This is a genomic window from Bacteroides sp. AF25-5LB, assembly GCF_003602965.1.
Classification (GTDB): domain Bacteria; phylum Bacteroidota; class Bacteroidia; order Bacteroidales; family Bacteroidaceae; genus Bacteroides; species Bacteroides uniformis.
The window spans coordinates 22,817-36,766 of sequence record NZ_QTMC01000003.1; the positions used below are offsets into that span (position 1 = coordinate 22,817).

8 protein-coding genes are annotated in these 13,950 nt (G+C 43.6%); all 8 read left to right on the forward strand.

The features are described 5' to 3' along the window. Positions 1-88 precede the first annotated feature (88 nt). Positions 89-2,380: a beta-glucosidase BglX gene (gene bglX / locus DWY57_RS04280; protein WP_119961447.1), complete on the forward strand. Its 2,292-nt coding sequence runs from the start codon at positions 89-91 to the stop codon at positions 2,378-2,380. A gap of 438 nt (positions 2,381-2,818) precedes the next feature. Beyond that, positions 2,819-5,818, forward strand: a complete 3,000-nt coding sequence (locus DWY57_RS04285) for a TonB-dependent receptor (protein WP_165853587.1) — start codon at positions 2,819-2,821, stop codon at positions 5,816-5,818. A gap of 19 nt (positions 5,819-5,837) precedes the next feature. Continuing rightward, positions 5,838-7,358: a RagB/SusD family nutrient uptake outer membrane protein gene (locus DWY57_RS04290; protein ID WP_117600174.1), complete on the forward strand. Its 1,521-nt coding sequence runs from the start codon at positions 5,838-5,840 to the stop codon at positions 7,356-7,358. Positions 7,359-7,380: 22 nt separating this feature from the next. Beyond that, positions 7,381-8,217 carry a LamG domain-containing protein gene (locus tag DWY57_RS04295; RefSeq protein WP_117600175.1) on the forward strand — a complete coding sequence of 279 codons (837 nt, stop codon included), beginning with the start codon at positions 7,381-7,383 and terminating at the stop codon, positions 8,215-8,217. A 25-nt stretch (positions 8,218-8,242) separates the two neighbouring features. Then, on the forward strand, positions 8,243-9,883 hold the full coding sequence (locus DWY57_RS04300; protein ID WP_117600176.1) for a glucoamylase family protein: 1,641 nt from the start codon (positions 8,243-8,245) through the stop codon (positions 9,881-9,883). Positions 9,884-9,893: 10 nt separating this feature from the next. Further along, complete coding sequence (locus tag DWY57_RS04305) at positions 9,894-11,210, forward strand: glucoamylase family protein (RefSeq protein ID WP_117600282.1); 1,317 nt, start codon at positions 9,894-9,896, stop codon at positions 11,208-11,210. Between the two features lie 55 nt (positions 11,211-11,265). Beyond that, complete coding sequence (locus DWY57_RS04310) at positions 11,266-12,117, forward strand: endonuclease/exonuclease/phosphatase family protein (RefSeq protein WP_117600177.1); 852 nt, start codon at positions 11,266-11,268, stop codon at positions 12,115-12,117. Between the two features lie 222 nt (positions 12,118-12,339). Further along, positions 12,340-13,914, forward strand: a complete 1,575-nt coding sequence (locus DWY57_RS04315; protein WP_005834483.1) for a sulfatase — start codon at positions 12,340-12,342, stop codon at positions 13,912-13,914. Positions 13,915-13,950 lie beyond the last annotated feature (36 nt).

Sequence of the window (13,950 nt, forward strand, 5' to 3'; positions counted from 1 at the left end):
TGTTGTAGTGCGGGATGTGGAGGTTGTCGTATGCTTTTCTTTTATTTGCAGCAAAATAATATTTCTATAAATTAAAAGCATGAAAGACATGAAGTATTTACTTTTCAAGTTACAATCATTTTTAGTCTTGTTGGTGTTTACTGCCGTTAGTGCGTATGCGCAGAAATCTCCGGTCGATATGAATCGTTTCATCGACGATTTAATGAAGAAGATGACCCTGGAAGAGAAAATAGGTCAGTTGAATCTGCCGGTTACCGGTGAGATTACGACCGGTCAGGCTAAAAGTAGTAATGTGGCCAAACGTATTCGTGCCGGTGAAGTGGGCGGGCTTTTCAATCTGAAAGGCGTGGAACGTATCCGCGATGTACAGAAGCAGGCGGTTGAAGAAAGTCGTTTGGGTATTCCTCTCTTATTTGGTATGGATGTTATTCATGGATATGAAACGGTGTTTCCCATCCCTTTGGGATTGTCGTGTACATGGGATATGAAGGCGATTGAAGAATCGGCACGTATTGCAGCCATTGAGTCCAGTGCCGACGGTATTTGCTGGACATTCAGTCCGATGGTGGATATTTGCCGTGATGCCCGTTGGGGGCGTGTGTCCGAGGGCAACGGTGAAGACCCGTTTCTGGGAGCAGCCATTGCGCAGGCCATGGTACGTGGTTATCAGGGAAAAGATATGAGCCGTAATGATGAGATTATGGCTTGTGTAAAGCATTTTGCCTTGTATGGTGCCGGTGAGGCAGGACGTGACTATAATACAGTAGATATGAGTCATCAGCGCATGTTCAATGAATACATGTTACCCTATCAAGCGGCGGTTGATGCCGGTGTGGGAAGTGCGATGGCCTCTTTCAATGAGGTCGATGGCATTCCCGCTACTGGAAACAAGTGGTTGATGACGGATGTATTGCGTAAGCAGTGGGGGTTTGGCGGTTTTGTAGTGACAGATTATACCGGAATTACAGAAATGACCGACCATGGCATGGGCGATACGCAGACTGTTGCCGCGTTGGCACTGAATGCAGGTGTGGATATGGATATGGTGAGCGATGCATTTGTAGGTACGCTCAAGAAGTCATTGACAGAAGGAAAAGTGACAGAAGAAGTAATTAATGCGGCTTGTCGCCGTATTCTGGAAGCTAAGTACAAGTTGGGCTTGTTCGATAATCCTTATAAATACTGTGATGTGAAGCGTGCCAAGAAGCAAATCTTTACCAAAGAGCATCGTGCCGTTGCGCGTAAGATTGCTTCGGAGAGTTTGGTGTTGCTGAAGAACGAGGGTAATGTGCTTCCGCTGGCCAAAAAAGGCACTATTGCTGTGGTAGGTCCGTTGGCAGACAGCCGCAGTAATATGCCGGGTACTTGGAGTGTGGCTGCTGTATTGAAGAATGCAACTTCTTTGGCTGAAGGTTTGAAGGCGGTAGCAGGCGATAAAGCCGAAATATTGACTGCGAAAGGCTGTAATTTGATGAGTGATGCCGAATATGAGAAACGTGCCACTATGTTCGGACGTTCTTTACACCGTGACAATCGTTCGGACAAGGAGTTGCTGGACGAGGCTCTTGCTGTGGCTGCCAAATCGGATGTTATTGTGGCTGCGCTCGGTGAGTCTTCGGAAATGAGTGGAGAGAGCAGTTGCCGCACGAATCTTGAAATGACCGACACCCAACGCATGCTGTTACAAGAATTATTGAAAACAGGAAAACCAGTGGTACTGGTGCTGTTTACCGGTCGTCCGCTGGTACTGAACTGGGAGCAGGCAAACGTGCCGGCCATTCTGAATGTATGGTTTGCAGGCAGTGAGGCAGGTTTTGCCATCGGTGATGTACTGTTTGGTGATGTGAATCCGAGTGGGAAGCTGACTACGACTTTCCCGAAGAACGTGGGACAGATTCCTTTGTTCTACAACCACAAGAACACGGGACGCCCTCTTGCCGACGGTGCATGGTTCCAGAAATTCCGCAGCAACTATATAGACATAGACAATGAACCGCTTTATCCTTTTGGTTTCGGCTTGAGCTATACCACATTCTCTTATAGCGACGTGGCTTTGGACAAGACTAGCATGACGGATAAGGGCGAACTGACTGCTACCGTGACTGTGACCAATACCGGCAAGAGAGACGGTGCGGAAGTGGTTCAACTTTATATTCGTGACCTTGTGGGAAGTGTAACCCGTCCGGTGAAAGAGTTGAAAGGCTTTGAGAAGATTTTTCTGAAAGCCGGCGAATCTAAAAAAGTATCTTTCAAGATTACTCCCGAATTGCTGAAGTTCTACAACTACAATCTTGATTTTGTATGCGAGTCCGGTGATTTTGAGGTGATGATTGGCAGAAATAGCCAGGACGTAAAGAAAGCAGCGTTCAAGTTACTCTAACTGATTCTCAAGACGGCAATATGCAGCATTCAAGCCACTGCGTTGAGATGGCATTGTTGCTGCATATTGTCTACATCTTCACTGCAAACGTTTTGCAGTTTTTACTTGATATATAATCTATCGTATAATGGCAATCGGTTATGGAAATCTTATGGTCGGCTTTGAGGCAGTGAAAGGTATGACGTTCTTGAATATGGGATAAAAAACTTCAGAATAGGATAAAAGCCCCCTTTGCTTTTCTATCTTCTTGCTCTATTATATGAATAGTACCTAAATATTTATTATACTTTTATATTCCTTATAATCTGTTGTTTATGTTATGCAGTAGTAGCAATGATGTACCCCTCCGGTGAACTGTGGTACTCTTGTGGTAGCTTGTTTTTTGACATATATCAACTTCTCCGGTATGTTTGCAAAAGAATTTTAAATCAATACAAAATGAAGAAAAATCTACTAATTACATGTGTGATGTTATTGTTTGCCATTACTTCGATGGCACAGAACAAAATTACGATTTCGGGTGTCGTTACGGACAAGACAGGCGAAACTGTTATCGGCGCTTCTGTTCGTGTAAAAGGGCAGGAGAGTAAAGGTAGTATTACTGATATAAATGGTAAATATCAGATTGTTGATGTGGCATCTAATGCTACCTTGATTTTTAGTTATATAGGTATGCGTGAGCAGGAGATTGCCGTAAATGGGCGTTCAACTATCAATGTGAAGATGGAAGAGGACAGCCAGCTCATTGATGAGGTGGTTGTAGTTGGTTATGGTAGTGCCAAGAAACGCGACTTGACCGGTTCTATCGTTACTGTGAAAGCGGATGAGATTGCCTCTAAGCCTTCTACCAATCCACTGGCATCCATACAGGGTAAGGTTGCCGGTGTACAGGTAGTGAATACGGGCCGTGCAGGACAAGACCCTGAAATCCGTGTTCGCGGTACGAACTCCATTAACGGTTTCAAACCCCTTTATGTGGTAGATGGACTGTTCACGGACAATATCAATTATCTGAACACTGCGGATATTGAATCTATGGAAATCTTGAAAGACCCTTCTTCTTTGGCTATTTTCGGTGTGCGTGGTGCCAATGGTGTAATCATCATTACCACTAAAAGGGCAAAAATAGGGAAGACGATGGTCAACATCAACTCCTCAGTGGGTTGGAAGGTTATTTATGACCGTGTAGGTGTGACGAATGCCGAAGAGTTTAAGATGCTGTACAACGAGCAGTTGATATCTCAAGGAAGCGACCCTTATGATTATACTCAATGGACTGGTAACACAGATTGGCAGGATGAGATATTCCAGACAGGTTTTCTGACCAATAACAATGTGAGCATTACAGGTGCAACGGATAAGAGCAAGTTTTATTTGGGTTTGGGTTACGTCATGGAAGAAGGTTCCATTAAAACGGAAAAGCTCAATAAGTTTACCGTAAACTTGAACAGTGAATATAGTGTAACCGATTTCCTGCGTTTTGGTTTCCAACTTAATGGAGTTCGTGCTAAGTATCCTGATGCAAAGGGTGTGGATGGTGCTTTGAAGGCTGCTCCTATTGCTCCTACTCATGACCTTGAATCGGGACTGATACATACGCTGCCCGACTTCCAGCGTGCACAAGTGTGGAATCCTCTTATTGAAACAGAGTTGCGCGGTGCTCACAACAAGTCTGAAAACTATCGCGTGGCAGGTAATGTGTTCGGAGAGATAGATATTCTAAAGAACCTTACGTTCAAAGCGACTTTCTCTATGGACTATGCTTCTAGCCAGGGACGTTCATATTCTCCGCTGATTTATGTTTATAATCCCGATGTGGAGGGGGAAGAACGGTTGACTGAAAGAGAAAGTGTGAACCAAAGCAAGTCTACCTCTCTTGCTGCACAGTCTGACTATGTGTTGACTTATCTCGGACAGTTTGGTAATCATGGATTGACATTGACTGCCGGTCTTACCACCAATTACAATGAGTCTTCCAGTTTGAGTGGTGGACGCAGCCAGCTTGCGGGCTACGGCATTTTGGTGGGCGACGACCCGGACAGATGGTGGCTCTCTACCATCGACGATGTATCTACGGCAACTAATGGCGGTTCTCAGAGTGACAGATTTACCATGTCTTATTTGTTCAGAGCATTGTATAACTACAAGAATCGTTATTTACTTAATGCTTCTTTCCGTAGGGACGGTTCATCTGTTTTCTATAAGACAGGTAATACTTGGGACAACTTTTACTCTTTCGGTGCCGGTTGGGTAATGACCGAAGAGAAGTTTATGCAGAACCAAAATGTAATTAACTTCTTGAAGTTGAAAGGCTCTTGGGGTGTGTTGGGCAGCCAGAATACCGGTTCCAGTTATCCGGCATACGCCACCATTGTTAGTTCGGGTTCAGCTGTGTTCGGTGACAATATCATTGCGGGTAAAGGCCCCAACAAACTGATTTCACCTACTTTGGGATGGGAACGTAATTATTCATGGGAAGTAGGTTTTGACATGCATATGTTCAATGATCGTTTGCAGCTTTCTCCGGTTTATTATAACAAAACAACAAAAGATATGTTGACTTCCATTCCGGGTATTGCAGGTACTGTTCCCGGATTACAGAATGTGGGTGAGATTCGCAATCGCGGTTTTGAACTTAGTGCTTCTTGGAACGACAAGATTGGGGAAGATTGGAGATATGGATTAGGTGCTAATTTGAGCACTATTGATAACAAGGTGCTTTCACTGGTAAACAAAGACTATAATATTATCAGTGGTCCCTCACGTGTTTCCGAAGGTTATCCGATTGGCTATTTCTATGGTTACAAGGTTGAGGGTGTATATCAGAACGAAGACGACATCCGTTTCTCTCCGATTAACTCGGTTGGTTCGGTAACACCGGGTGATTTGAAATTTGCTGATGTTGACGGTAATGGCAAAATTACTGATAATGACCGTACAATGATAGGTAATCCAACTCCTGATTTTACTTACGGTTTTAATGTTAATTTGGGATGGAAGAATCTGGACCTGACTGTTGACATGATGGGTGTTTATGGAAATGAAATTTACCGTAATTGGGGAAGCAGTAGCTATGCACAACTGAATTATCGCACAGAGCAATTGAATCGTTGGCATGGAGAGGGCACTTCCAATTGGGAGCCCTTGCTCGACCCTTCACACAAAATAAATCAGGAGGCTTCCACGTATTTCATCGAAGATGGCAGTTTCTTCAGAATCCGTAATATCGAATTGGGATATAACTTTGACAAACGACTGTTGAATCGTATCAAGGTACAGTCACTGCGTCTTTATACCAATGTGCAGAATCCCAAGACCTGGAGCCGTAACGGCGGATATACGCCGGAAGTGGGCGGAAGTGCTATTTCGTTTGGTATTGATGGTGGAGGCTATCCTATGCCTACAGTTTATACGATTGGTTTTAATTTGACTTTCTAAAATTATATAAAGGCAGACTATGAAGAAGATATTTTATTATATAGCATTTTTAGCAGTAAGCTTTGCACTAACTTCGTGTGAGGATATGTTTGATAGAAAACCGCTTGGACAGCAGACAGAGGATGATTTGACTGGTGGTACTTATGAAACGCAGGTGTTTAATATGTATGCCAAGTTGCGCGGTTTTCATTTGACAAGCGGCAATACTGCATTGGCAATCCACGGTATGCGTTCTGAGGACGCAGAGAAAGGAAGCACATTGTCCGATGGAGCAGCCACTGGCAAGATGTTCGATGACTTTGAATATTTGGCAAGTAATGGGATGATTAAGAGCTACTGGAATGAAAACTATTCATTGATACATAAGGTAAATGATTTGCTTGATGAAATGAGCCAAAACCCGTCATTGACAGAAGGTGACCTCGTCAATAAGGGGGAAGCTTTGTTTGTACGTGCTTTCTGTTATTTTAACCTTGTACGCGCTTTTGGTGAAGTGCCTTTGATTGACTTTAAAGTTTATGATGCAGCTGAGGCAAATGTTCCAAAGTCTTCTGTGGCAAAGATATATGAATTAATAGATTCTGACCTTACGGAAGCCGAAAACAGTCTGCCCAGAACGTGGGAGCAACTTTATGTAGGTCGTCTCACTTGGGGAGCTGCTCGTTCTCTTCATGCACGCACATACATGATGCGTAATGACTGGGGGAATATGAAGGCTGCCGCTGAAGAAGTGATTAACTCCGGTTTATATAATCTGAAAACACCTTATGAAGACATATTCCGGGAAAAAGGTGAAAACTGTAGTGAATCTGTTTTTGAATTGCAATGTACGGCAACAGAATCACAACCAGGTTCTAATGATATAGGAAGCCAGTTTGCTTCCGTTCAGGGTGTACGTGGCGCAGGCGAGTGGAATCTCGGTTGGGGGCAACACACCGCTACTCAAGAATTGGCAGATGCTTTTGAAGAAGGTGATCCGAGAAAAGACGAAACCCTGCTTTATTTTATACGCAACGGCAAGGACGATCCGGAGTCCATACCTGCTAACAAGCCTTATGGCGAGAAACCAGTTTCGAATGCCGATGTTATAGCTAAATACTTTAACAAAAAAGTATATACAGATCCGGCAATGCGTTTGAAATTCACAAAAGGAGGTTATTGGGTGAATATTCGTTTGATACGTTATGCTGATGTGGTATTAATGGCTTCCGAAGCTGCTTGTGAATTGGGTGATTTATCTTCTGCCCGTAACTATTTGGAGATGGTGCGCGCTCGTGCTCGTGGCAATAATATCGGAATCCTACCGGAAGTGACGACCAACAATCAGAATGAACTGCGTGAGGCCATTCGTCATGAAAGACGTGTTGAGTTAGGTATGGAGTTCGACCGTTTCTACGACTTGGTTCGTTGGGGTATTGCTAAAGAGGTACTTCATGCTGCAGGCAAGACCGGTTATCAAGACAGACATGCTTTGTTGCCCATCCCGCAAGACGAAATTGACAAGTCGAATGGTGTATTGGTTCAAAATCCCAATTATTAATCTATAAATGTACTAACTACTTATGAAAAAATATATAGTATCTGTGGCTTCTTGCCTGTTTGCATTGTGTATGCAGTCTTGTTTTCAGGATATGGATCATCCTGCTTTCGACTACCCTGAGAGTACCGGTGAAGTACCTACTACTCCTTTGAAGATGTATCTTCCTTTTGATGAAGAGGACATTCGGGATAAAGGTGAATGGGGATTTTTGGTAGCAGATAACGGGAATGCCAAGTTTGTGGAAGACGGAATCGCTGGCATGGCCTATCAAGGTGCTGAAAATGCTTACATTTTGGCCAAGACTCCTTCTATTTTGGAAAATAACATACCCACTATCGGTGATTTGACTGTAGCTTTTTGGATGAGAACCACTAAGAATACTTCTGCGCAAGGTTTGTTCTCTATCCCTAACTCTATTAAATTCTGGGGCAACTTCGACATCTTCTTGGAGAATAATAATAGCGAGACTCAGGCATTTTTCAAGGTTCATATCTTCAATCAGACAGCAAAAGAGAATGATGAAAGATGGGTTGAGGCAAAAATAGATGATATTTTTGGTAGCGAATGGGTGCATCTGGCTTTTGTGTATGATGGCAATACTTCTACCATTACTGTTTATCGTAATGGTGAGGGGGTCTTTACCAAAGAATTGCCTGATTGTGGGAAATTGAAGTTTAATAATGTAGGCGCTTCTTTGGCTGTTGGTGCATTTCAGTTCAGCACTACTCCGAGTCTTACTTCGGGTGCAGGAGCACAAACCTGGGCAAAGAACTTTCCCGGTCAGCTTGATCAGTTCCGCTTATATGACAAGGTGTTGACGGCAACCGAAATTCAGAGTATTTACTCTGGAAAAGAATGAAGCTACACTTTAATCTGATGCTAAGATGAAAGTATTATATTTCATAGTATGTCTTTTGTTGGTTGCGTGCGGTGGTGATAATCAACCTGAGGTGAATCAGCCTTTCGAGTTGAAGAATATCATTGTGGGTGACCAACAAAACCAACAGACATTTGAGAATGTTGCTCCCAATGTAGCCATTGTTTTGGAGTTCTCGGATGCTGTAGATGAGGCTTCAGCCCGTAACAATATTGCTTTGAAACATGAGGAGCTTCCTATAAGCTGCGATTATGAGTTCCTGCAAGAGAAAAAAGTATCGGTGACTCCTAAGGAGGGGTTTAAAATCTTGTCATCGTATAAATTGATTGTCAATCCGGGGGTGAAGTCCACCTCCGGGGTACTGCTTTCCAATGGCAAGGTTTGTATGATTAAGACAGGAATGGATGATACTGATAAGTTTGAGCGTATTCCTGATGAGGACTTGTTGACATTGGTACAGAAGCAGACCTTCAAGTACTTCTGGGACTTTGGGCATGAATATTCCGGAATGGCGCGCGAACGTACTACTTCGGGCGATGTCGTTACTACCGGTGGTACTGGCTTTGGCGTGATGGCCATGCTGGTAGCTGCTGAACGGGGTTTTATTACCCGTCAGCAAGCTGTTGAACGGGTGCAGAAGATAGTTACTTTTCTTGATAAGGAATGTACGGCTTATCATGGTGCTTATGCACATTGGATAAATGGCGCAACGGGAGCAACCAAACCTTTCAGTGAGAAAGACAACGGTGCCGATTTGGTTGAAACCTCCTTGTTATTTCAAGGTTTGCTTGCCGCTCGAGCCTATTTCAAGGAAAATATGGAAGTAGAAAGCAGGTTGCGTGCCGACATAACCCGTCTTTGGGAAGCTATTGACTGGACTTGGTTCCAGAAAAATGGTGAAGATGTACTATATTGGCATTGGAGTCCCGATTACGGTTTTGAGAAGAACCTGGCAATAAGAGGATGGAATGAATGTCTGATTACTTATATACTTGCTGCTTCGTCTCCAACACATGCTATCAATAAAGTTGTATATGAAGCGGGCTGGGCTAAAAATGGAGGAATCAGGAATGGAAAATCTTATTATGGCATCACTCTTCCTTTAGGTTCGGATAAAGGGGGACCGCTGTTCTTATCTCAATATTCTTTTCTGGGCATTAACCCGCAAGGACTGGAAGACCAATATGCCGATTACTGGATGCAAAATCGTAATCATACATTGATTAATTACAATTATTGTAAGGAAAATCCTAAAGGATATACGGGTTATAGCGCTTCTTGTTGGGGATTGACGGCAAGTGACGGCGATACGGGATATTCAGCTCATTCACCTACTAATGATAAAGGGGTCATTGCTCCAACAGCCGCTTTGTCTGCATTTCCTTATACTCCGGAGGAGTCAATGGAAGCGCTGCATTTTTTCTATTATAAGATGGGAGACAAACTTTGGAAGGATTATGGTTTTATAGATGCCTTTAATTTGACGGCAGATTGGTACGATACTCAGTACATAGCCATTGACCAAGGGCCGATAATCTGTATGATAGAGAATTATAGAACAGGTCTCCTTTGGAATTTATTTATGTCTATACCGGAAATCCAACAAGGACTGAAGAAGCTTGGCTTTCAGAGTCCGTGCTTAAACTAAAAGAATGATTATGATGAGAATATTGCTATATTTGATACTTTTGCTATATCCTTTTAATTTGATTTCGGGACAGAAAACGCAGAAGCAGCTTTCTGACGACGAACTTATGACCCTCGTCCAGAAGCAAACTTTCCGTTATTTTTGGGATTTTGCCCATCCTGAATCCGGATTGGCGCATGAACGGAGTAACGGTGGTGCCGAGACAGCTACCATTGGTGGGTCGGGATTCGGAGTGATGGCTATCATTGTCGGCATAGAACGTGGGTTTATCACCCGTGAACAAGGTGCTGAACGTATACTGAAGATTGTTCGTTTCTTGAGCGACAAGAATACCGACAGTTATCACGGCATGTGGGCACATTGGATGAACGGTAAAACCGGTAAGACCATTCCTTTCAGCCGTAAAGACGATGGAGCGGATATTGTAGAATCCGCTTTCATGTTCGAAGGCTTGTTGGCTGCCCATCAGTATTTTATAAAGGATAATCCGACGGAAAACCGTATCAGGGGAATGATTAATAATCTGTGGCGCCAAGCAGAGTGGAATTTTTTCACTCAGGGGCAGGATGTGATGTACTGGCATTGGTCACCCAATAACGGATGGGCGATGAATCACCAGATTAAAGGTCATAATGAGTGCCACATTGTGTATATCTTGGGTGCGTCTTCTCCTACTTATCCGATTGCTGGGAGCGTTTATCATAAAGGCTGGGCCAGTGCGAATACTTTTCTGAACGGTCGGGAGTATTATGGCATCAGGCTTCCTCTCGGGGACAATAACGGCAAGGGCGGTCCTTTGTTCTTTACTCATTACTCCTATATGGGGCTTGATCCGCATGGTTTGAAGGACCGCTATGCCAATTACGAGGAACAAATGAAGGCTCATACCTTGATTAACCGTGCCTATTGTATTGACAATCCGAAGGGATATAAGGGTTACGGTGAGAAATGCTGGGGATTGACAGCTAGTGACGGTGATAAAGGCTATTCTGCCCATAGTCCCGGAAATGATCGCGGCGTGATTACGCCTACTGCGGCCCTTTCATCCATCCCTTATGCACCGGAATATTCTTTGGAGGCCATGCGCTATTTCTATGAAGAACTGGGTGACCGTCTTTGGGGTGAATATGGTTTCAAGGATGCATTTAATCTGACTGAGGATTGGTTTGCGCCTTCGTATCTTGCCATTGACCAGGGACCGATTATCGTGATGATAGAGAACTATCGCACCGGTTTGATTTGGAAGCTTTTCATGAGTCATCCCGATGTACAGAAGGGATTGAAGAGATTAGGCTTTACGTCTCCTTATTTGAATAAGGCTGATTAGGTTTGGCTGGATTTGATTTTGGTGAATTTTATATAGATTAAAAAGGATTATAACCATGAAAAACGTGCTTTTCAATAGTGTATTGGTTGCTTTCGTATTGCTTGTCGCCTCGTGCGGCAAGCAACCGGAAGCTAAGGTGGAGGTGATGTCGTTTAATATCCGTCTGGATCATGTAGCGGACAGTATGAATAACTGGAAATACCGTAAGGATAATGCAGCACAGATGATTGCTTATTATGCTCCGGACATTGTGGGCATGCAGGAGGTGGTAAAGAATCAACTCGATGACCTGAAGGAGCGCCTTCCTCAATATACTGCCCTTGGCGTAGGTCGTGCAGATGGAAAAGAGAAAGGCGAATATTGCTCCCTTTTTTATAAGACAGATCGTTTTGAGCTTTTGAAGAACGGAGATTTCGGACTGAGCGAGACTCCCGATTCCATCGGAAAGAAAGGTTGGGATGCGGCATGCGAACGTATCGTGACTTGGGCTGTGTTGAAAGACAAGGTGAGTGGCAGGAAAATAGCTGCTTTCAACACCCACTTTGACCATGTAGGTGAGGTGGCACGTCGAGAAAGCGCTAAGTTAATACTCGAGAAGATAAAGCAAATAGCGGGAGAGCTTCCGGTAGTTATCACTGGAGACTTTAATGGAACGGTAGACTCCGAGCCGGTTACTATATTGACGGAAGGTGGAATGAGGAACGCTTGTTCCACGGCAAAGGTCGTTTACGGACCGACATGGAGCTTTCATGACTTCGGACGTATTCCGGTGGAGAAGCGCAGGCTGATAGATTTTATATTCGTAAATGCTTCTGTAGAGGTGGAGCGTTACCGCACAGTTGGCGATAAGCCGGACAATGGCTATCTTTCCGACCATGCTCCCGTATTGGTTACTTTGAAACTGTAAAGAGGCACTCGTCTAATTCTATTCTGCATTATTTACAAATCATAAGGGCTCAAGAAACACTTGTATACTGAACCTAATTCAGTCGTATAGTGAATGCCATTCAGTCGTATACTGAATAGGGTTCAGTTGTATATTGAATGCACTGCATTCTAACTGTACTGATAATCAATAAATTATAAAACGGTGTTACGCCTTTGATAAATTACAACAAATAATGAATACATGAAAAATAAACTATCCTGGGGAATTGCCTTGTTGCCCTTTGTTCCTTCGGTTTGGATGCAAGGACAAGAACAGAAACAAGGAATAGGAAACAGGCGTCCTAACATTATTTTTATCATGAGTGATGACCATGCCCGACAAGCAATGAGTATATATGGACATCCCATAGGTAAAATAGCTCCTACTCCCCATATTGACCGTATTGGGCATGAAGGGGCGGTATTTCAGAATAATTACTGTTGCAATTCCATTTCCGGTCCCAGTCGTGCAGCCATACTGACTGGTAAGCATAGTCATAAGAATGGTTTTATGAGGAATGGAAATAAAGGATTTGACGGTTCGCAGCAGACACTGCCGAAGATATTGCAAGCAAACGGTTATGAAACAGCCATTATCGGCAAGTGGCATCTTGTTTCAAAGCCTACCGGGTTTGACCATTGGATGATTTTGAATGATCAGGGAGATTATTATAATCCGTATTTTATTACCGAGGGAGATACCACTCGGCATAAAGGATATGTAACTGACCTCATCACTCAATATTGTGAAGACTGGATGAGTGGGCGCGAGGATAAGAATAAACCTTTTTTCCTGATGATGCATCACAAAGCCATTCACCGTAATTGGGTGCCTGCCGAACGGCATTATCATTTGTACGAACACACGCAGTTCCCTTTACCCGACAATTATTATGATGCATACGAAGGACGTTATGCGGCACAAATGCAGAAGATGAATATATACCGTGATATGTACGAAGGTCACGACTTGAAGATGGTTGCGGGTATGAATAGCGACAGTCTGCTATTCGACCCGTGGCCTCATGCTTTTCTTGGTACGATGGAGCCGGATGAGCGCCGCCGTTTTATGGATGCCTATCGTGAACGGAACAATGAATTTTATTCGAAACAGCGTACTTTCAAAGAGGTGGCAGAATGGAAATATCAGCGTTATTTGCAGGATTATATGGCTTGTGTGGCAAGCGTGGACGAGAGTGTAGGAGAAATATTGGATTATTTGAAGCGTACCGGATTGGATAAAAATACGATTGTCGTTTATACTACAGACCAGGGGTTCTATCTGGGCGAGCACGGTTGGTTTGATAAACGTTTTATGTACGAGGAGTCTTTCGGTATGCCGATGGTAATGAGCTGGCCGGGACATATTAAGCCTGGAACGCAGGTAACAGGATTAACTCAAAATATTGATTTCGCTCCCACTTTTCTCGATATGTGTGGAATTGAGATTCCTGAAGACATGCAGGGAGTGTCATTTCGTCGGTTGGTAGAGGGAGAAAATACTCCACGAAACTGGAGGAAGTCACTTTACTATCACTATTATGAATTCCCCGGTTTTCATAGTGTCCGTGCACATTACGGTGTCAAGATGGAGCGCTATAAATTGATGCATTTTTATGTGGATGACAAGTGGGAACTTTATGATTTGAAGGAGGACCCGGCAGAAATGCATAATTTGTATGGTGAAAAAGGGATGGAGAAGGTTGCTGCAGAATTGAAAGCGGAACTTGCCCGCCTGCAGGAAGAATATGATGTTCCTGAATCTCTGTGCAAATAATAGTGCATATTATTATGACGGATAAATGAAGTTTAG